The organism is Sphingobium sp. RC1, assembly GCF_059738765.1.
Genome location: NZ_AP027308.1, coordinates 189,694 through 209,997 on the forward strand (window position 1 = coordinate 189,694; position 20,304 = coordinate 209,997).

Genomic DNA, 20,304 nt, shown 5'->3' on the forward strand with positions numbered 1-20,304 from the left:
CGTCAACGCGTTCCAAAACCGTAGCGGCGGAAGATCGCCTTGCCGCGTGGGGACAGGAGAAAGCGGTGGAATCCTGCCGCTTCCGGATGGGTGGAGCGGCTTAACAGCGCCAGTGGATAGGTGATTTTCGGGTGGCTGGCCGCAGGAAAGACGCCCACGATACGGACGGCGGTCGTGGCCCGTGCATCGGTTTCATAGACGATGCCAAAGGGCGCCTGCCGCCGCTCTACCATCGCAAGAGCCGCCCGGACGTTTTCCGCCGCCGCCACTTTACCGGATAGCGCTGGCCAGACGCCGAGTGCCACAAGCGCCGCCTTGCCATATTTTCCGGCCGGAACGCTGTCCGGGTCAGCCATTGCTAGACGGCCATTGCCGATCGCACCGGCGAGGGGGAATCCACGGCGGATCGCCATTTTCGTGACGTTGCCCGCCGGTGCGATCAGGACGAGGCGGTTGGTAAGCAGGGGAACACGGGTGCCGCGACGGACGAGCCCTTTCGCGGCGATGGCATCCATCCACGGCTCATCCGCCGATAAAAACAGGTCGGCAGGCGCCCCGGCCTCTATTTGCCGGGCGAGAGCGGAAGAGGCGGCGAAGGAGAGGATCGGCCGGTCATGCCCCTGCGCCGTCCAGGCATCCGCAGCGGCGGTCAGCGATTCCTGAAGACTGGCGGCGGCCAATATCAAAGGCCCGCGTTCGCGCGCTTCAGCGGGGTCAACCGCAAAGCCGGTAATGAGCAGAAGGAGCAGAACAAGGAACCGATGCATGCGACGCCTGACGCTTAAGGTATATATGCCGCTATACAGCGGTTGGCCGTCAAGGCGAGGTTAAATTCAGCGCGGTAAAAGAAGTCGGCGGCGTTGCGCGGCAAGTGCCTCGCCGGTCAGCGGCGGCCGTTCGCTCGCTTCCTTGCCTTTGCGCAGGCGCTGGCGATCCTTCTCGCGGGGTTCGGCAAGCCTGACGCGCACGGCGCTTTGCCCCCGGTTGTGTATCCCGAGTGCTTCCGCCGCTCCTCGGGAAAGGTCGATGATCCGCCCGCGCGTGAAGGGGCCGCGATCGTTGACGCGAACCAGCACGGTTTGGCCGCTGCCAAGATCCGTCACCTCTACATAGGAAGGCAGCGGCAAGGTGGGATGAGCCGCGCTGATCCCGCCCGGCCGGAATTTCTCTCCGCGCGCTGTACGGTTCCCTGATTCATTTCCATACCAACTGGCATAGCCTACCTCATCATAGCCCGGTTGTTGCGCGGGGACATAGGTGACGCCCCGCACCGTATAGGGCGGCCCGACGCGAACCGGGGTGTCCGATACGGGCTGGTACGACGCGCACCCAGCGATGAACAGGGCAAGCAGGAGCGGCAAAAGGGAGGATCGCATGGTTGCGTCATAACGGCACGGCAGCGGCCTGCTCAAGCCTGCTGTTATCGGGATAGCCAATTGCGATTCCATGGGGATAGCGTGGCTTTCCGTCAACTCTCCTAAAGGAGATTTGGCTTTGTCCCAAATCGCCGGACTTGCAGCATTAAGCGTCAGTGTTCGCGGAAGCGCGTCATTGTAGAATGCTGCCCAGTCGCCGGTGCTCGGGGAGCCTGCGGCTTCCGCGAGGTTCCCCCGATCTCGCGGAACCGGGTCCGGTTGCCCCGACCATGATAAGGTCGAAGCTTTACAGCCGGACCCGACTTTCCTTTAGCACTTTAGCCAGGCCAGTGGGCAGAGGATCAGGGTTTGGGACGATGGTCCTTTTCGCGATCCGCTTCATCGATTGCCTTTATCAGGTCGTCGAAGGCGCCGTCGCGCGGGAGAGGGAACAGCCGGGAAAAACTTTCGCCAAGCCGCTGAATATCGTTCTGCGTCAGCAGCCCTATCGCAACAATGTCTTCACGGGTGTCCATTCAAGACCCCTCCTGAATGACGATAACGATGCAAAGTCGATCTGGTGCCAAGCTGTTGACGGAAAGCGGCAAAAATCCTTATCTTTTTGGCGGGTTGATCGATCATGACGCGCGCCAACGTTCAAGCGCGGTGTCATATTTGCGGCGTTCCTTTTCCACGCGGCTGGTCAACTGACTATAGGCGGCCTGCTGCTGCTTGCGCAGTTGCTCAATCTGGGTGCGAAGCTGTGCCTGTTTCTCTTCGAATATTCTCAGCGCCGCCCTGCCTTCTTCCTCCTGCTGGGCGAGGGCTTCTTCCGCCTTGTCGAGTGGTTCACGACTGGGTCGTGGTGCTGGAGGGGAGGCGCGCTTTGGCGGCGAGTTGGGAAGAGTCGCTTTTTCCGGGCGGGATTTCGCCCTGCCGGATTGCTGAGGGGATTTGGCAAGGGATGCCAGATGTTCCGCCTCACTGCCGCGCGGCCGTTTGATGACCTTGCCGGGATTGGCGAGGGGCTCTCGCATCAATTCTGCTTCGGTGACCTGCTCGGCAGAACCACGCGCGAAAAGATTGGCGTCGGCGCCCCAGGCTTCCAGCGCCGCCTTTTGACTGGGTGCGGCGACATAGGCGTCGTGAAAGCCGATAGGGGTGCGATAGACCTTGAACGCGCGTGCCATGGTGGCTGAACGCCTTTGATGGCTTTGGGATGCCGGGCTAACCGACATGCCAATGTTAGCGCCAGATTCGCTCATGGATATCTGCTGCCGTCGCGGCGTTGATCAAGGATAGCAGCAAAAGGAAGAGTCGATGCAGCAGGACAGGAAAAGCGGCCAATCATCTGACAAACCGGCAGAGGGCCGTGACGACACCCCGCCGCCGGAACGGGGATCCCCGCTGGCCGGTGGCGATCAGGAAAGCGGCGAGGCGGAGAAAAGGATCGAAAAAGGCGATGTGAAGGATCCCAACCCACTGGCACCACCAGTTAATACGCAAGCAGGCAGTTGATCAGATCGGCCTGAATGGCAGGCCGTCGCTTCAGCCGCTGATCACCGGATAACGCATTCTAAGGTCATCCATCAGTCCTTCGATCACCGAAACCTCATGGAAAGTGCCCGTTGGCGTGATCGTCCAGTTGCAATGCGGATGGGTGGCGCGGCTGTAGAGGCGGACGGCGCCGAGTACCTTGCGCCAGTGATGCTTGCTGCGACCGTGGTCGCGAACAAGGCAGGCGACGAGAAGGTCCGTGATTTTGTCAGACGTCATCTTCGGCTTTCTCTCCGCCGATCCAGCGGCCGGGCAATTCTATATAGGCTTCCAGTTCGCGCCAGTGGCGGTCCCAACCGGGGCCACGGCGATCCTCCGGCACATAAGCTTCGACCATGCGACGGGCGCGTGCCACGACATTGTCGGGCGGCGTGCGCAGGCGATCGAGAATGTGGCGGATATCCTCGCTCATGACGGGCTGATAGCCTGTCCTTGGCTAACGCGCCAGTGGCCGGGAAAGCGGTCAGTATAGAACTCTTCGTGGACAAAGCGGGCGCCAGGTTACATTCATCGTTGTAATTGATATGCTGATGGCAGCCGAGGTGATAGCAATGAGCCAGAAATCGACCATTCTCATCGTCGGCGGCACCGGCAAGACGGGTCGTCGGCTGGCCGATCGTCTGACGGCTCTTGGTCACACTGTCCGCATTGGTTCGCGTAGCGCGGAGCAGCCGTTTCTGTGGGAAGATGAGGCCAGCTGGAAACCCCTGTTGGAGGGCGCGGACGGCCTTTATATCGCGCACCATGACAATACGCATCCCGATGCTGGCGCGCAGGTTGGGCGGCTTGCACAGCTTGCGCTGGATTGCGGGGTAAAGCGGCAGGTGCTGCTTTCCGGGCGAGCCGATAAGGGCTTTCTGGATGCGGTTGAAGGCGGATTCAGGGCGAGTGCGGCGGACTGGACAGTGCTTCGCCCGGCATGGTTCATGCAGAATTTCTCGGAAATGTTCTTCCTGGACGCGGTGCTGGCGGGGGAGATCGTGCTGCCGGTTGGTGACGCTACCGAACCGTTTATCGATATTGAAGATGTCGCTGCTGTCGCGGCGGAGGCGCTATTGGACGGTCGGCATAGAGGACAGGTTTATGAGCTGACCGGGCCGGAATCGATAGGCTTTGAAGCAGCCGCCGATGCGTTGACGAAGGCGACGGGACGGAAGATCAGTTTCACCCCCATCACTTTCGACACATTTCGGGAGTCGATCCTGTCGAACGGTTTGCCGGAGGAATATGCCTATACCTATTCGGGTATCGCCGACGGCAAGCTGGCCTATGTCACGTATGATGTTGAGCGGGTATTGGGCCGGAAGCCGAGACGCTTTTCCGAATATGCGCAGGATGCGGCGGCTAGAGGCGTTTGGAATGTGTGATTGATTGGCGGGGCTTAGAGCGGGACCCGGATCAAGGGCCGCTTATTCGTTGAGTTCGGGAAGCGGCGTCCATTCCCTGTCCGGTGAGAGTGGTGCGAAGATGCTGTCGATAAGCGCATTCGTCACTTCTTCGGGGGTGGCCGGGTTCCATCTTGGCGCATTGTCCTTGTCGAAGATGACGGCGCGCACGCCTTCGATGAAGTCGGGGCGGCGGATGACGTGGCAGGCGATGCGATATTCATTGCGCATGTTCGCCGCGAAGTCCGTAAAGGCCGCACCCTCTGCCATTTGCCGCAGGGCGACCTTGATCGTCTGGGGTGATTTGGTCGCGAGAACCGCTAGTTGTGCGATGGCCCATTCCGATCCGTCGGCGCGCAGGGCGGCGAGGATGTCTTCGTAGTGGTTGGAGGCGAACAGCCGGTCAATGTTGGCCCGCTGTGCTTCCCAGGGGGATGGGGGCGGTGGGTCGCTCATCTCGTCCAGGATTTCGCCGATGCCGTCGGGGTCGGCGATGATCCGGGCCTTGACCGCGTCCAGCTTTTCCGAGGTCATATAGTGGGTGGCGATGCCGATCGCGGCGCAGTCCGCTCCATTGATGCGGGCTCCGGTGGTGGCGAGCCATGTGCCGGTGCGCCCCGGCATGCGCGGCAGGAACCAGCCACCGCCGACATCGGGGAAAAGGCCGATGCCCGTTTCAGGCATGGCGTAGACCGTTCGCTCGGTCGCGATGCGGAAGCGCGCCGGATCGGAAATGCCGACGCCTCCGCCCATGACTATGCCATCGATGAAGGCGATCACGGGTTTTTCATATATGAACAGCAGATGGTTCAGCCGATATTCGGTGTGGAAGAAGCGCTCCGCCTCCGAACAGTCGCCCTTGGCGCTGTTAGCGACCATGGCGATGTCGCCGCCTGCGCAGAAGCCGCGCGACAATTTGGGGTCGCCATCGGGGGCAACGGCATGGTCGAGGATGACGGAGGAAACGGCATCATCGTAACGCCAGGCGAGCAGGGCGTCGATCATGGCGGCGCACATTTCAGTCGTCAGCGCATGGATCGCCCTTGGCCGGTTCAGGCGGATGCGGCCGACGCCATTTTGCACGAAGATGATCAACTGATCGGTCATTCCTTGTCCCACCTGTTTCGTTGGCGCCGCATGATGCTGTTATCGGTTCGGATCGTTCGGGGGAAGGGCCTCGGGGGGTGGTGGAAGAGATGAACAACTACAGATGGATCGTCGGCGAAGTTGTCAGGCTACATCTTTTTTTGACCACAAATGTTTGACCTGACGCGATAATTCGGTTAAATAATCCCCAAGGCAGAGAAGCGCGCTACGGCGAGTGATCTGACGAAAAGGCAAACTGCTGGTGACGGCAGGACGCAAAGCTTCCGATCTCTTGATTGAGACAGCGGGGTTGCCGAAACAGGACATGATGCGATGAAACCGCTTATCCCTTTTTCTCCATTCCTGAAATTTGGGCCGCCTGGCGCCGCGATTTGCCGTCGGGACTAAATTAGCCACCCATTCGGGCTGGCGCAGGATGTCGATCGAGCCTGCCCGGTCCCGGTTACAGACATATCGCGATCATGTGCGGGATAGCCCCGCCATGTCGCGCTGCCTCAACTCCCTCGGGTCGCACTGTGGGAGAGAAGCACAGCGTCCCAAAGACCCATCTCCCCACCTGGGGCGCTGTGCTTCATTCATTCCGGACATCGGATCGACATGAAACAGGATGGTCGAGATAGCGGGCAAGCGCCGCGCTTGCTTCCTGAGTCAGATGAAGGCCGAGCTTGCTGCGGCGGTAGAGAATGTCCTCGGCGGTCTGTGCCCATTCTTCCCTGACAAGATAGTCGACTTCCGCACGGCTGAGATCGCCGCCGAATATCTCCCCCAGATCGTCCAGCGTTTCGGCCGCGCCCAGCAGTTTCAGGGCGCATGTGCCGTAAGCGCGGGCCAGGCGGTGGAGTAGCCTATGGGGTAGGGCGGGATATTGGCTTTCCAATTCGTGCAGGAAGGTGTCGAAGTTCCCCTCAGGCATGTCCCCGCCCGGAAGCGGTGCGTTCGCGGTCCAAGCGCCCCGCGTCTCGATTCCCTGGGACGTGAGGAGGTCGAGCGCCTGCTCGGCCAGTTTCCGGTAGGTGGTGATCTTGCCCCCGAAGATGCTGAGAAGGAGAGCGCCTTCACTGTCGAGGTCGAGGACATAGTCGCGGGTGACGGCGGAGGCATTGCCTGCCTGATCGTCATAGAGCGGGCGGATGCCTGAATAGGACCAGATTATGTCTTCGCGCGCAATTTTCCGGGCGAAATAGCTGTTTGCCACGCCTAGCAGATAGTCGATCTCGGTCTCGCTGATGTGTGGCTTGCCCGGTGGATCGTGCCACTCTTGTTCGGTGGTGCCGATCAGCGTGAAGTGATGCTCATAGGGAATGGCGAAGATGATGCGCCCGTCAATATGCTGGAGCGTGAGGGCATGGTCCCCTTCGTGGAGGCGCGGGACGACGATATGACTGCCTTTTACGAGGCGGATTTTCCGCTGACTCTCCAGGCCGGAGCGGGTGATGATGTCGGCGACCCATGGGCCTGCGGCATTGACCAATATGTGTGCGCGCACTTCTTTCACCCCACGCGCATCTTCGATGGTGGCCGACCAGATTTCGCCGTCCCGGCGGGCGTCGAGCAGGTGGGTGCGGGTTTCGATATGGGCGCCGCGCTTGGCCGCGTCCATTGCGTTCAGCACTACCAGACGGCTATCTTCGACCCAGCAGTCCGAATAGAGGAAGCCGCGCCCCTTGCGGTTTGCAAGGCCGCTACCCAAAGGCGATCGATCAAGCGCGATCGTGCGCGTGCAGGGCAGCTTTTTCCGTCCGCCGAGATGATCATAGATAAAGAGGCCGAGGCGCACCAACCATGCCGGGCGCGTCGAGAGGTTCTGCGGCATCAGGAAGGCAAGCGGCCAGATGATGTGAGGCGCCATGCGCCAAAGCCGTTCCCGTTCGATCAGGGATTCACGGACCAGCCGAAACTCACCATATTCGAGGTAACGCAGGCCGCCGTGGATCAACTTGGTCGAGGCGGAGGAGGTTTGGCTGGCAAGATCGTCCTGCTCCACCAGAAGGAGCCTGTAGCCGCGCCCGGCCGCATCGCGGGCGATGCCGACACCATTTATCCCTCCGCCGACGATCAGCATGTCATAGAGAGGTGGCGTATCAGCCCGAACGGATTGCGTGGTCGAGCGGTCGGCCAAGATGCTCTACCTCCGCACTTCTGAAACATGAAGACGGCGGGGCTGCTTCAGTTTCACGAAAGTGCCGAGTTCGCGGCGCAGCATTCCTAGCATCCAGAGCCGATGGCTTGCGATATATTCGGGAAAGCCGTCCGGTTTGGCGGGGTCGAAAACGGGGACCTGCCAGTCGGCAGGCTGTTCTTCATAGATGGTTTCGATCTGGGCGGCGCCGTCATCGGGGGCATCGACGTGACTGCCCAAATAGCTGTTGCCCTTAAATCGGACAGATTCCGCTGGGTCAAAGCCCGCCTTGATCAGATAGTCAGGGCCGTTGCGTCCAATCTCGCTGCCGTAGCGGGCGGTCCCCGCAACCTTGAACACATTGCTGCGGAAGCGGACACCGCGCGCCCATCCGTCCCATTGCGTCGCGACGACCATCTGGACGTCCATCGCCTTTCCGACATGGACGACATTTTTCTCGATCAGCGCGTCAGACACATTGCCCGCAATCTGGAATATGCGGGTTCCGTCATTGCGGCTGACGTTGAAACGGGCGACTGTCCTGTGATTGCCGATATTGGCGCTGTCGTCCTGGCCGGGAGAACAGATGAGGAGGAATCCGCCTGCATTGTCGTGGCTGTAGTTGTACAGGAACGTCGTGCGGCGGGAGTTGAAATCGGAATCGAAGCCCTGACCATCGTAGCGGGTTCGGGTATAAGCGGCCTCATTAAGCTGTATCAGACTATGGTCCGTGCTCCATTGCCAGATGCCTGCATTATAGCCGGGCGCGCGGCTGCCCGCATAGCGCACGATATTATGTTCGATGAGTGCGCCATTGGTGCCCCGTGGGACGATGCCGTCGCCGCCCACATCTTCCACATAATTGTCGCGGATGACGACTTTTTCGCTGGGAAACCAGTTGGAGGATGTTACCTGATCGCTGATCCCGGCTATGCCGGATCGATCGACGCGCCAGACTATGTTGCGTTCGATGATGAGGTCGTCAAACCGGGTCGGCAGCTTTTGCCCGGTGGCGCGGAAGACTATGCCCCCATTATCCTTTCGGTCGTTGGTCCCGCGCACATCGTGAATGTACATGTCGCGAATACGGATACCGCGCGTGATGCCGCGATCCTCTGCCGATATGAGAACGCCGGTGCGGTGGGCGGGAAGGGGGCTGTCGTTCGTGACTTCGAGGCCGCTGACCGTCACATAATCCGCATTGATGATGCCCACGGCATGGGGGGAAACGCCGCCTGCATCAATGCGCGCGCGGGACCCTGTCCCGTCAGAGGTGACGGTGATGGGCGCCTTTTCACTGCCCGACCGGGTGAGGGTGAGAGGCTCTCGCCATACCGATCCCGCCATCAGCTTAACCTGATCGCCTGGTTGCAGTGGGAAAGTCGATAGGCGGGAGAGAGAGCGCCACGGCTGCGTTGGTGAGGTGCCGTTGAAGCTGTCGTCGCCCTGCGCCGAGCTGACATAATAGGTTTCGGCATTGGCCGTCGCAACGAAGCCTGAGGATAGGGCAAGAAGGGATGCGGCGGCCAATGATTTCAGCAAGTTCGGCGTATCCCTTCGCGATAGGTCGGATCCTTGTTTTAGCGCAATGAGGCTGAATGCGAAGTGAAATGATCGCCGAGGTCAGGCAGAAAAAGGCCCCGCCTCCGGGAGGAGACGGGGCATGGGAGGGCGGGAATGGCCCCGAAAAGGGTTAGAATTTGGCGCCGACGGTGATGCCGTAGGTCCGCGGCTCGGCATAATATCCGCCCGCAAAGCCAAGCTGGCCGAAGTCGATCCCGCGAGCGAAATCCTTCGCGTTGGTGAGGTTCTTCACCCACAGGCGGACTTCGCCTTCGCCCGTCCCCAGAGGAATGCCGTCGACACCGATCTGTGCGTCGATCAAGTCGATATTATCGCCCTTGATCTGTTCGTTGAACGGCGAACCGAGGCTGCTGCTGAAATTATATTTGCCGTCTTCATGCGTATAGCCGATCCGGCCGCGCAGCGTGGCATTGCCCCAGTTCAACGGGAATTGCGCATTCAGTGCCACATTGGCGGTCAGCGGGGACGTATAGCCGGGCGTTGCGATCGACGCGATATTGACCGGAGGCTCCCCGGTCACAGGCGACTGTCCGGCGAGAAACTCCTTATATTTTATGTCGATATAGCCGATGCTGCCGTCGATCGAGAAGTTGTCGGAAAGGACTGCCTGCGCTTCGGCTTCCACGCCATTATAGACGACCTTGCCCGCGTTGATGATGCGGGTGGCGAACGTGCCCGCTGGAGCGTCGGTGACGGGGCCGATGACGGCCAGATTGTCGTAGATGTTGTGATAGGCCGCGACGTTCAGGCGCAGACGGCGGTTGAACAATTCCGTCTTTGCGCCGATTTCGTAGGAGGTCACCTTCTCCGGTTCGAAGCTGCCCAGCTGGTTGGTGCCGAAGAGTGCGGGGTCCTGAGAATTGAAGCCACCCGAACGATAGCCGGTGGCGGCGCGCGCATAGAGGTTGATGCCATCGGCGACATCATAACCCGCCATCAGGTTCCAGGTGAACTTGCTGAACTTGGCAGCGCCATATTCAGGGACGGGAGGCGGGGCTGCGCCGTTCTGGAGACGGATCATCTTTTTCTCGTCCCAGGTGTAGCGGCCACCAGCGGTGAGGCGGATGCCACTGTCACGGCCACCCGGATAGAAGGTGAACTGGCCATAGACCGCGGTACTCTCGCTCGATGTCGTGTAGTTAAGCCGGGCAAGCGTCTGGACGAGCCGGTAACGGGCCGGATTGTTGGCGGCGAAGTCCGGTCCAAGGGGACCGAAATTGGCGAGGAAGACCGAGTTAGTGTCCAGGATGAAGCCGCTATTTTGACGGCCGTTCTCCGAACCCTTTTCCCAGAAGTAGAAGCCGCCGACGACCCAATCCAGCGAGCTGCTGTCGCCGGAAATTTCGACTTCCTGGCTGAACTGCTTGTGGCGCCGCTTATTGTCTACGAAGAACAGATCCTGGCTGACTGTCGGCACCGGCGCTGCGGAAATGAACGGAATGGCGGCAGCCGGTATGGTGGGAATTTGCTGAAGCAGGAATGCAGGCATGCCATTGAACAGTGTTGCGTTGGAGAAGGCCGGGCCGCTGAACGCGCCGATCCCGTCCAGATCGGTGACGCCGTCGCTGTTCCAGAAGCGATAGCCCGTTGTCGTCTTGACCTTGAAGCCGCCAAAGTCATTCTGAACTTGCAGATTATGACCCCAGGTCTTGTCGGTAGCGCTGCTGAGGATGTTGTTGCAGACCTTATGCCGATAGGTGCGTGAGGGCACGGCCAGTGCCGCGCATTCCGGGTCCGCGAAGGTCGCGCCCGCCAGATATTGGGCGACCGGCGCCTGCTGCGTGACCAGCGCCTGCCGACCATCGACAGTGATGGGGGCATTGGGCGTGCCATCTGCGACATGGGTCAGGATGAAGGGGAGCGGGGTGCCCTTGATACGGTTCCAGTCGAAAACATATTGGACGCTGCCAGTCCCGCCCAGGTCGATTTTGGCGCCAGCGCGAAAAGCGTCGGACTTTCGCGCACCCGGATCGCGGGAGTCGCGGGGTTGCAGGATGTTGTCGATGACCCCGTCACGTTCGCTGTGGCTGTAGGAGAAGGTGGTCGAGATGCCAGCGATCTCACCTGGGTCGAGGGAAATCTTGCCGTTCCACGCGTTGAAATTGCCATAGCCAGCCTCCGCCTTCAGCCGGAAGGTGGGTGAGGGCGCGCGGGAAATGAAATGAATCGCGCCGCCCGTCGTGTTGCGGCCGAACAGGGTGCCCTGCGGCCCGCGCAGAACCTCCACCCGCTCAATGTCCATGACGCTGAGGCCCATGGCACCGCCGCGCGCGATATACACGCCATCCACGTAAAGGCCGTTGGCTGCATCGATGCCGAAGCTTTCGCTACCGCCGTTTGAGATGCCGCGCATGGAAAAGACGGCCGCGCTGTTGCTTGTGGTGCCCTGCGTCACGACGACGTTTGGAGCAAGGCCGCTGAGATCGCGGCTGTCGCGAATGCCGAGCTGTTCCACCTTTTCGGAGCTGATCGCGCTGATGGCGATGGGAACATCCTGAAGATTCTGGGCGCGCTTCTGAGCGGTGACGACGATTTCGTCGAGGCCCGGTTCCGAAGGTGTCGCGGTGGTCTGCGCCATTGATTGGCTGGCAAGAGCCAGGCCGCTGACCCCGATGATCAGTTGTAGCGCTGCACATGTATATGTCTTGGCCATCAATATCTCTCCCATAGATATCATAAGGTTTGTAGTTGTGACGAATTAGACTGCGTCGAAGTATATTTGCGCGTCCCGGACTATTCAGTTCTGGATGCCGCTGATTTTGAACTCAGTTGGGCATGTAAAGTTGAGCCGCCTTGCCGCCATCGACGGGTAGAGCTGTTCCCGTGATGTAACTTGCGGCGTCGGACAGCATGAAGACGATGGCATGAGCCAGTTCTTCGGGCTGGCCCCCACGCTGCATCGGTATGGCGGCCGTTGTACGGGCGGCAGTATCCGCTGCGCGTGCCGAGAACAGTTCAGTCGGCGCGGTTTGCACCTGGCCGGGAATGATGGCGTTTATCCTGATGCCGAGTGGCGCAGCCTCCATCGCGGCGGCGGCCGTGAAGTGGACGAGCGCAGCCTTGGAAGCGGAATAGCTTGCCATGTTCACGGTCGCGCGGATGCCGCAGGTCGAGGCGATGTTGACGATCGATCCCTTGCCCGCCTGAGCCATTACTTTCAGGGCGGCCTTGGTGCTGACGAAGGCGGCGTCGCTGTTGACGGCGAAATCCTTGCGCCAATGTTCCAGCGTCAGTTTGCTGATGGGCGCATAATGGGTGGACATGGCGTTGTTCACCAGCATGTCGAGGCGCCCGTATTTTTGCGCGGTGCCTTCGACCATCGCCGCAAGTGCATCGGTGTCGGTGACATCGAGTTGGATTGCTTCGATCCGGCCGCCTTGTGCAGAGATGCTGTCACGCGCGCTGTCGAGCAGGGCCTGCCTGCGGCCGCAAATGACGACCTGAGCGCCGCGCTGCGCCAACAAGGTGGCGGTCGCGAGGCCGATGCCATCGCTGCCGCCCGTGATGATGGCGACGCGGCCTTGAAAATCCTCGCTCATTTGACGTCCAGAACCTCACCTAAACAGAATCACACTCTTGCCGAGACCGGTGCGATGCGACTCAGGATCATGCAGAATTCGTAATTTGTAAATCTATAAATTCCGAGTATTGATGTTTCAGAGCCTCGCAACGGATATATGACGGCGTCGAAATGATGTCGCGATCCGCCATTGGCTAAGTTGGGATTGCGCGAAAATATTTTGGTTTCAGGGCATTTTGGCGACTTCCTCGCTTGCGGAAGCGGTATGGATGGCGGTCTGAAACATGCGGAAAAATAATATTGTTGAATTCCGCGAATGACGGAATAAAGTTGGCCTCAGCAAAAGCAGGCGACGAGTCGAGGATAGAGGATGTCGGGAATGAGCGGGGGCTGCGGCTCCGGCGCAAACTCTCGTCGAAAAAATTCCACGGCGGTAGAGTGATCCCCAAGGATAGCATGAGCAAGATCGACCCAATTTTCGCGACAGTCACCGCGCCGGGCACGCCATTTGAGATTGGCGAGCAGGATGGGCTGCGCTTTTTCGTGAACGCGCCGTCGGACCTCAATCAATTGATAGAAGACGCGCGCCGCTTCGGAGAACAGGTCTGTATCGTTGATTTCGACGGGCCGGAGGGTGAGCGGCGGCTGAGCTTTGCGGACATGTTCGCTTGGCGGGATCAGTTGGCTGCCCGGTTGGGCGTCGAACGGGGGCAGCGGGTCGCGATCTGCATGCGCAACCGCGCGGAGTGGATGGTGGCTTTTCTGGCGGTGGTGAAGCAGGGCGGTGTTGCGGCGTTGCTCAACAGCCGCGGGTCGCCCGCCGAACTTCATGCGATGGTCGAGGAGGTGACGCCGGGCCTCGTTCTGGCGGACACGGAACGGGCCGCGCTGCTGCGCGACGGAGGCTATACGGGGCGTCTGATCGACGTGACGCAGCCGTTGGGTGATGAGGCGTCACCGATCGCGAACGATGCGGCTGCGGGACCGGGCGATCCGTGCGCCATATTGTTCACCTCGGGAACGACCGGACGGGTAAAGGGCGCGGTGCTTTCCCATCGCAGCCTGATTACGGGATTGCTGGGCACGCAGCTGACCGGAATGATGGTGCTGCACAATATGGCGCGCGAATATGGGGTTCCGGTGGAAGCCATCGCAGCGCAGGTGCCGCCTCAGGCAATTTTGCTGGTCTATCCCCTTTTTCACATTTCGGGGCTGGGCGCTGGCTTCCTTGCGCCGTTCCTGTCGGGCGGCAAGATCGTGGTCATGCGCCGCTGGGACGCGGAAGAGGCCGTGCGCCTGATCGAGCAAGAGCGGGTGACGCAGCTTTCCGCCGTTCCCACCATGTTGTGGGACATGGTGCACCGGGCGTGCACCAAGGACGCTGACCTTAGTTCTGTGCGGAACATTGGATCAGGCGGGCAGGCGCTGCCGCTCAACCTGCTTGAGGAAGTGCGCAAGCTGTGCCCGCATGCGATGATAGGGACCGGCTATGGCATGACGGAAACGTCGGGCGCGATCGCGCAGGCCGTGGGAGCGGACTTTCTGGCGGCTCGCGCCTCGGCAGGACGGGTGTTGCCGCTGGTCGATCTGCGTATCGAGCGGGAGGACGGCGCGGTCTGCGGCCCCAATGAAACCGGCGAGATCATCGTGCGCAGTGCCATGATCATGAATGGCTACTGGAACAGGCCAGAGGATACGGCAAAGAGCCTTACGGCCGATGGCTGGCTGCGCACTGGTGACATCGGCTATCAGGATGAGGAAGGTTACATCTTCATCGTCGATCGCGCCAAGGACATGGTGATTTCAGGCGGCGAGAATATCTATTGCGCCGAAGTCGAGCGTGTCCTGAGCGAAATGCCGCAGATCACCGAATGTGCAACGTTCGGGATTGCGGACGAGCGCCTGGGCGAAGCGCTGGTCGCCGTGGTTCAGGCGGATGGCCTGGACGAACGCAGCGTCATCGATTGGGTGGCGGGCAGGCTTGCACCCTACAAGGCGCCCGTGCGCGTCGCCTTTTCGGCCAAGCCCCTGCCACGCAACCAGTCGCAGAAAATCAACAAGATCGCGCTTCGTGCGCTGTGGCCCGAGCTGGCCGAAAACAACTGAACAGGAGAGTTCCCATGGGCATGCCCAAGGACATAAAGATAATCGACTGCATGCTCGGGATTCCAGAGGCGGAAGACCGTTCCGCCTGGTTCGATCCTTTCCGGCCGCTGATCAAGGACCAGCAGACGCTCCAGCAATTTGCGATGCCCGCGCAATATATGTTCAAGGACATTCCGCAGACCGGCAAGGTGGATGACTTCGTGTCCTGGACCGTCGAGCAGATGGATCAATATGGCATCGACAAGGCGCTGGTCGGATGGAACGACAATGCAACATCCTATCGCGCCAAGGAAATGTATGGCGACCGCTTCTTCTTCGACCTGCCCTGTGATCCGAACAATGGCATGGAGGAAGTAAGGCGGATCAAGCGCATTCATGCCGAAGTCGGGCTGTCGGCGATCAGCGTCTTTCCCGCGGGCACGCTGCCGCAGGTGGCGATCAACCATAAATATATGTTCCCGCTCTACACGGTTGCCGCCGAACTGGGGCTGCCGGTGCTATTGAATGCCGGTATTCCGGGTCCGCGTATTCCGATGGAGACACAGAAGGTCGAGCATCTGGATGAGGTGTGCTGGTTTTTCCCGGACCTGAAGGTTGTCATGCGCCATGGCGCGGAGCCGTGGGAAGCTTTGGCGGTCAAGCTGATGCTGAAATGGCCAAACCTCTATTATTCGACCAGCGCCTTTGCGCCCAAGCATTACCCCAAGGCGATTATTGACTACGCCAATACGCGGGGCGCCGACAAGATCATCTACGCGGGATACTTCCCCATGGGTCTCAGCCTGGAGCGGATATTCAGCGACATGCAGAATGTGCCTTTCAAGGACGAAGTGTGGCCGAAGTTTCTGCGTGAAAATGCCATCAAGGTCTTTGACCTCAAATAATCTGACGGAGCCTTTTCCATGTCTAACCCCGAAACCGCCGCCGCGTCCGATGCGCGGACGCCACCCGTCGCCGTATGGCAAATCCTTGAGAAGTTGAAGGGGCAGGACCTGCTCGACTGGCGGCTGGCCGAAGTAAAGGACCGCGCGTCTATCGAAGAGCGCAACCTCAATATCGGCATTCCTTTTGGCTGGTATCCGATCCTGCTCTCTTCGGAATTGCAGGTCGGCGAAGTGAAGCCGCTGCGTTATTTCTCGAAGGATCTGGCGATCTGGCGCGGCGAGGATGGCAAGGTCCGCATGCTGGACGCCTATTGCAAGCATCTGGGCGCCCATATGGGCCATGGCGGCAAGGTGCATGGTAATTTACTGGAATGCCCCTTTCACGCGTGGCGCTATGATGGCGACGAGGCGGTGGTGAAGGACGTGCCCTATGCTCGCAATATCCCGCCGCAGGTGAAGCGCAAGTGCACGCGCAACTGGCACATTACCGAAGCGAACCGCTTTATCTGGGCCTGGTATCATCCGCAGGATGAAGCGCCTCTGTTTGAAGTGGCGGTGCTGCCGGAGGCGAGCGACCCTGAATGGACCGATTATGAAGTCCATGAGTGGAATGTCTGGGGTTCGCTCCAGAATATGGCGGAAAATGGCGTGGACGTTGCGCATTTCCGTTTCATCCATGGCACCGCCAATGTGCCGCTGGGCGAACTGCGCTGGGGCGATTGGGGCCGTGGCGCTGACGTGAAGGCCAAGATGGGGACACCCTGGGGCGAAGTCGATGGCTGCATCAGCTATGACACGATGGGTCCGGGGCAAAGCTGGACGCGCTTTACCGGCATTTCGGAAACGCTGCTGGTCGCCTGCCTGGCGCCAGTCGAGTTGGATCATGTGCATGTGCGCTTCTGCTTCACCCAGCCCAAGGCGCAGGCTGAAGGCGAGCGGGCAGGCGTTGCCAAGGCGATCATCCGGGACATCTGCAAGCAATTCGACCAGGACAAGGTTGTTTGGGATAGGCAGAAGTTCGAGCCGAACCCGATCATTTGCGACGGTGACGGGCCGATCCCGCAGTTCCGCAAATATTATGCGCGCTACTATGCGGATCAGGATGCGGCGTAGCTGAACGAAGTGACGTGCTCCTGCGCAAGCAGGAGCCCAGATCAGAGGTTGCGTCATAAGGCGAGGGTGGAACTGGGTTCCTGCATTCGCAGGAACACCGGGTTGAAGACGGCGTGGGAGTGAGAGGAATGGACATGACACGTCGCGAGAGCATAGCGAGCGTCGGTGCCGCGGCTCTATTGGGCGTCGCGGGGACGACAAAGGCCCGCACACCGTCGGCGAGCCCGCTCGACACGCATGACGCCATGGGTCTGGCTGAACTTGTCGCCAAGAAGCAGGTGTCGCCGGGCGAGTTGCTGGAAGCCGCGATCGGGAAGGCGGAGGCGTTGAACCCGCGGTTCAACTTTCTTGCGCAGAAACATTATGACTATGGCCGCGCGGCGATCGCCAATGGTCTGCCGCAAGGGCCGTTTAGCGGCGTTCCATGGCTGTTAAAGGACCTGAACACCTATATTACGGGCCTGCCGACCGAGAATGGCAGCCGCTTCTACAAGGGTTACAAGCCTGATGTAACGTCCGAGCTGGTGCGGCGCATTGAGAAGGCGGGCTTTGTCATTTTCGGCAAGACGACAGTGCCGGAACTGGGCCTGACCGGCACGACCGAAAACAAGCTGACGGGCGATACGCGCAATCCGTGGGACGTGAGCCGGATCACTGGCGGCTCTTCGGGCGGCGCGGCTGCGGCGGTGGCAGCGGGCGTGCTCCCAGCCGCGCATGCCACCGACGGCGGCGGGTCGATCCGCATTCCCGCATCCTGCTGCGGGCTCTTTGGGCTGAAGCCGAGCCGGGGGCGGGTGCCGATGGGGCCGCCGCGCACCGAAGGGTGGGGCGGTCTGTCGGTGCATCATGCCGTCACCCGCAGCGTTCGGGACTCCGCCGCCATATTGGATGCGACGCAGGGTCCAGAGCCGGGCGCCCGCTATGCCGCGCCGACGCCGGGCGAAACTTTCCTGTCGCAGGTCGGCAAGGCTACGGGCCGGTTGCGGATAGCGTTGATGCTGAATGCACCTGCTGGATCGCCCGTCGATCCGGAATGCGTGGATGCGGCGCGTAAGGCGGCGCGGCTGTGCGAGAGCCTGGGCCATCATGTCGAGGAAGCCGCGCCGAAGCTGGACGTCGCGGCGATGGGCGCGGCGAGTTTTGTGCTGATCGGATCATCCGTCGCTGCGGACATGATGGACCGTGCCAAGGCGACCGGCGTCGCGATCGGGCCTGATGTGCTGGAGCCGATTACGTTGGGTTTCGTCGGCTATGGGCAGAAGGCGACCGGCATGGACTTCGCTCGCGCGAACAACACGCTCCAGGCGGCAGCGATTGTCATGGCGCAGTTCATGGCGGATTATGACGTGATCCTTTCGCCCACTTTGGCCGCTCCGCCGTTGAAGCTGGGGCAGATAAACCTGACGCCTGATGTCGATTTTGCGGCGTGGGGACAGCGGGCTGCGGTCTTCTCGCCCTTTACCCAGGTTGCGAACATGACCGGCCAGCCTGCCATGTCTGTGCCGCTCGCCATGTCATCGGCGGGCCTGCCGATCGGGGTGATGTTTACGGGACGCTATGGTGATGAGGCGTTGCTGTTTCGCCTGGCCGGGCAGTTGGAAGGTGCTGCGCCGTGGAAGAACAGGCGTCCGGCGATTTAATATATTGGAGAATATGATGCGCGGATTGGAAGGCAAGGCGGGGATCGTCGCGGGCGGCGGGCGCGGTATCGGCGCGGCCACGGCGCGGCGGCTGGTGGCCGAAGGCGCATCGGTTGTAATCGGCGACATTGTCGGCGAGTGGGCGGAAGAGACCGCGCGCGCCATTCGCGAGCAGGGCGGACGGGCGATCGGCGTGGTGCTCGACGGCACGAAGGCAGCATCGCAGGCCGCGATCGTTGAGGCTGCCTTGTCGGAGTTCGGGCGGCTGGACTTTTACCACAGCAATCTGGCGGGCGGCACTGAAGGCGACATTGATGTGCTGAACTGTTCGGAAGAGGTGCTGGATCGGTCCTTCGCGATCAATGCCAAGAGCCATTTTCTGGCGACGCAGGCGGCGCTTCCAGTGCTGTTGGAGCGTGGAGGTGGCGCGATGGTTTATACCTCATCGGGTGCGGCTATTTCGGGCAACCCAATGCAGGTCGCCTATCCCATGACGAAGAATGCGCTGCATGCGCTCGTCCGGCACGTTGCGCGCAAGTTCGGGAAGCAGGGCATCCGCGCCAATGGCATTTGCCCTGGGGTCGTCCTGACCGAAGCAGTGGCCCAGCATCTGACGCAGGATTATGTGGACGGGATGCTGGAGAATTTGCCCCACCGCCGCCTCGGCAAGCCCGATGATATTGCGGGCGCGGTCGCTTTCCTGGCCTCCGACGATGGGGAATGGGTCAACGGGCAGCTCTGGCATGTGAATGGCGGATCGCTTTTGCGAGACTGAAAGACATGCGGCCCGCTTCCAACCCTTGGGTTGTGCTGGCGATGCTGCTGGCCGGAGGATGCGCTTTCGATTCGACCTTCTGGCCCTTTGCTGGCAAGAGCAGCGGTTGAAAGAGGTTGAGTGGGTATATGAGCGAAACGTTTGCGTTCGACGAGACGGACCGGAAGATTGTCGAACAGCTGCGGCAAAATGGCCGGGCCACCAATCAGCAGATCGCGGAATCTCTCAACCTGATCGCTTCCACCGTTTCGACGCGCATTCGACGGATGGAGGATGCGGGGATGCTGCGCGTTGTGGCCGTGTCCGACTTTGCGGTACATGGTTATCATGTCCTCATCCACCTGGCGGTTCAGGTGAGTGGGCGGTCGGCACTGGACGTTGCAGAAGAACTGGCTGTATTTCCGGAAGTTTTCGCCGCGCATCTGGTGACAGGTAATTATGAGATCAGCCTGCTCCTGACGCTCCATGACATTGATGAGCTTCCCTCGCTGATCACGGATCGGTTGTCGAAGGTGCGGGGAATAAGATCGATGACACCCGCGATTGGACTCGACATCGTCCGCTATGGCCTTGATACCGCTCCGATCGATCGCAGGAGGCTTGCATGAGGAGGCCGGACCTCGACGAGCTGGACCACCAGCTGATCGACATATTGGCGCAAGATGCGCGTGTTTCCAACCGCAAGATCGCGGCCGATCTTGGCGTGAATGAGGGCACCATTAGGGGCCGCATCAAGCGGTTGCAGCAGGAAAAGCTGATCGCCTTCACCGCGCTGACGAGCTTGAAGCTTGAGAAGGCGACCAACGTGGCTTTCGTCGCGGTGCAGGCGGATGTCAGCCATGTCCGCCAGATCGCGCGGGACATCGCGCATATACCGCTGGTTAAGGCCGTGATGATCACATTGGGGCCGTGCAACATCATGGCGACGTGCCTGTATGATGACCTCGACAACCTTCACAAGATGGCGTCGGGGCAGATCCTGTCGATGGAGGGCGTAAATCACGTCGAAACCTCGCTGGCCGTCAGGACTGTGAAGTTCAGCAACCGGGTAGTGCGGATAACGGACGCGCAGACGGTCGGCAGTGTGTAAAGCTGTCTCGAGCAATTAAATTCGGAATCTAAATATTTTAAAATTCCGCATATGAGCGCTTGAAAAGGA

20 protein-coding genes and 1 riboswitch are annotated in these 20,304 nt (G+C 60.5%); of the genes, 9 read left to right on the forward strand and 11 right to left on the reverse strand.

What is annotated here, in order from left to right; all coding sequences use genetic code 11:
- Positions 1-2 precede the first annotated feature (2 nt).
- The 4 genes from modA to AC6JBC_RS14940 all read right to left on the reverse strand — a co-directional run bounded on the left by modA (position 3) and on the right by AC6JBC_RS14940 (position 2,545).
- Entirely contained in the window at positions 3-767 is a 765-nt protein-coding gene (modA, locus tag AC6JBC_RS14925; protein WP_498026267.1) for a molybdate ABC transporter substrate-binding protein, read from the reverse strand.
- A 66-nt stretch (positions 768-833) separates the two neighbouring features.
- Positions 834-1,376, reverse strand: coding sequence for a septal ring lytic transglycosylase RlpA family protein (locus AC6JBC_RS14930; RefSeq protein ID WP_498026268.1), 543 nt, complete (start codon positions 1,374-1,376; stop codon positions 834-836).
- 341 nt (positions 1,377-1,717) lie between these two features.
- Positions 1,718-1,891 carry a hypothetical protein gene (locus AC6JBC_RS14935; RefSeq protein ID WP_498026269.1) on the reverse strand — a complete coding sequence of 58 codons (174 nt, stop codon included), beginning with the start codon at positions 1,889-1,891 and terminating at the stop codon, positions 1,718-1,720.
- 102 nt (positions 1,892-1,993) lie between these two features.
- Positions 1,994-2,545 carry a hypothetical protein gene (locus tag AC6JBC_RS14940; RefSeq protein ID WP_498026270.1) on the reverse strand — a complete coding sequence of 184 codons (552 nt, stop codon included), beginning with the start codon at positions 2,543-2,545 and terminating at the stop codon, positions 1,994-1,996.
- Positions 2,546-2,675: 130 nt separating this feature from the next.
- Between AC6JBC_RS14940 and AC6JBC_RS14945 the strand changes: the two genes are divergently transcribed.
- A complete protein-coding gene (locus tag AC6JBC_RS14945; protein ID WP_498026271.1) occupies positions 2,676-2,873 on the forward strand; it encodes a hypothetical protein in 198 nt (65 codons plus the stop codon).
- Positions 2,874-2,903: 30 nt separating this feature from the next.
- Here the strand turns inward: AC6JBC_RS14945 and AC6JBC_RS14950 are convergent, their stop codons facing one another.
- On the reverse strand, positions 2,904-3,131 hold the full coding sequence (locus tag AC6JBC_RS14950) for a hypothetical protein (RefSeq protein ID WP_498026272.1): 228 nt from the start codon (positions 3,129-3,131) through the stop codon (positions 2,904-2,906).
- Positions 3,121-3,324, reverse strand: coding sequence for a hypothetical protein (locus tag AC6JBC_RS14955; RefSeq protein ID WP_449469001.1), 204 nt, complete (start codon positions 3,322-3,324; stop codon positions 3,121-3,123). The genes AC6JBC_RS14950 and AC6JBC_RS14955 overlap by 11 nt, the downstream gene beginning before the upstream one ends.
- A gap of 118 nt (positions 3,325-3,442) precedes the next feature.
- On the opposite strand from AC6JBC_RS14955, the gene AC6JBC_RS14960 reads away from it, so the two are divergent.
- On the forward strand, positions 3,443-4,279 hold the full coding sequence (locus AC6JBC_RS14960) for an NmrA family NAD(P)-binding protein (protein WP_498026273.1): 837 nt from the start codon (positions 3,443-3,445) through the stop codon (positions 4,277-4,279).
- Between the two features lie 42 nt (positions 4,280-4,321).
- Here the strand turns inward: AC6JBC_RS14960 and AC6JBC_RS14965 are convergent, their stop codons facing one another.
- The 5 genes from AC6JBC_RS14965 to AC6JBC_RS14985 all read right to left on the reverse strand — a co-directional run bounded on the left by AC6JBC_RS14965 (position 4,322) and on the right by AC6JBC_RS14985 (position 12,646).
- Positions 4,322-5,404: an enoyl-CoA hydratase/isomerase family protein gene (locus tag AC6JBC_RS14965; RefSeq protein WP_498026274.1), complete on the reverse strand. Its 1,083-nt coding sequence runs from the start codon at positions 5,402-5,404 to the stop codon at positions 4,322-4,324.
- A gap of 219 nt (positions 5,405-5,623) precedes the next feature.
- Positions 5,624-5,701, forward strand: a riboswitch (cyclic di-GMP riboswitch).
- A 274-nt stretch (positions 5,702-5,975) separates the two neighbouring features.
- On the reverse strand, positions 5,976-7,466 hold the full coding sequence (glpD, locus tag AC6JBC_RS14970) for a glycerol-3-phosphate dehydrogenase (RefSeq protein ID WP_498026512.1): 1,491 nt from the start codon (positions 7,464-7,466) through the stop codon (positions 5,976-5,978).
- 63 nt (positions 7,467-7,529) lie between these two features.
- Positions 7,530-9,053, reverse strand: a complete 1,524-nt coding sequence (locus AC6JBC_RS14975) for a right-handed parallel beta-helix repeat-containing protein (RefSeq protein ID WP_498026275.1) — start codon at positions 9,051-9,053, stop codon at positions 7,530-7,532.
- 163 nt (positions 9,054-9,216) lie between these two features.
- Positions 9,217-11,760, reverse strand: a complete 2,544-nt coding sequence (locus tag AC6JBC_RS14980) for a TonB-dependent receptor (protein ID WP_498026276.1) — start codon at positions 11,758-11,760, stop codon at positions 9,217-9,219.
- A gap of 112 nt (positions 11,761-11,872) precedes the next feature.
- Positions 11,873-12,646, reverse strand: coding sequence for an SDR family NAD(P)-dependent oxidoreductase (locus tag AC6JBC_RS14985; RefSeq protein ID WP_498026277.1), 774 nt, complete (start codon positions 12,644-12,646; stop codon positions 11,873-11,875).
- Positions 12,647-13,083: 437 nt separating this feature from the next.
- On the opposite strand from AC6JBC_RS14985, the gene AC6JBC_RS14990 reads away from it, so the two are divergent.
- From AC6JBC_RS14990 to AC6JBC_RS15020, 7 genes are all read left to right on the forward strand, one after another.
- Complete coding sequence (locus AC6JBC_RS14990) at positions 13,084-14,733, forward strand: class I adenylate-forming enzyme family protein (RefSeq protein WP_498026278.1); 1,650 nt, start codon at positions 13,084-13,086, stop codon at positions 14,731-14,733.
- 14 nt (positions 14,734-14,747) lie between these two features.
- Positions 14,748-15,617 (forward strand): amidohydrolase family protein, encoded by an 870-nt coding sequence (locus AC6JBC_RS14995; RefSeq protein WP_498026279.1) that lies wholly within the window; start codon positions 14,748-14,750, stop codon positions 15,615-15,617.
- Between the two features lie 18 nt (positions 15,618-15,635).
- Positions 15,636-16,730 (forward strand): Rieske 2Fe-2S domain-containing protein, encoded by a 1,095-nt coding sequence (locus tag AC6JBC_RS15000; RefSeq protein ID WP_498026280.1) that lies wholly within the window; start codon positions 15,636-15,638, stop codon positions 16,728-16,730.
- A 134-nt stretch (positions 16,731-16,864) separates the two neighbouring features.
- The gene (locus AC6JBC_RS15005) at positions 16,865-18,370 is read left to right on the forward strand and encodes an amidase (RefSeq protein ID WP_498026281.1); all 1,506 of its coding nucleotides are present in this window, start codon (positions 16,865-16,867) and stop codon (positions 18,368-18,370) included.
- 16 nt (positions 18,371-18,386) lie between these two features.
- Positions 18,387-19,145 (forward strand): SDR family NAD(P)-dependent oxidoreductase, encoded by a 759-nt coding sequence (locus tag AC6JBC_RS15010; protein ID WP_498026282.1) that lies wholly within the window; start codon positions 18,387-18,389, stop codon positions 19,143-19,145.
- A 128-nt stretch (positions 19,146-19,273) separates the two neighbouring features.
- Complete coding sequence (locus tag AC6JBC_RS15015) at positions 19,274-19,753, forward strand: Lrp/AsnC family transcriptional regulator (protein WP_498026283.1); 480 nt, start codon at positions 19,274-19,276, stop codon at positions 19,751-19,753.
- Positions 19,750-20,235, forward strand: a complete 486-nt coding sequence (locus AC6JBC_RS15020) for an Lrp/AsnC family transcriptional regulator (RefSeq protein ID WP_498026284.1) — start codon at positions 19,750-19,752, stop codon at positions 20,233-20,235. The genes AC6JBC_RS15015 and AC6JBC_RS15020 overlap by 4 nt, the downstream gene beginning before the upstream one ends.
- Positions 20,236-20,304: the final 69 nt, after the last annotated feature.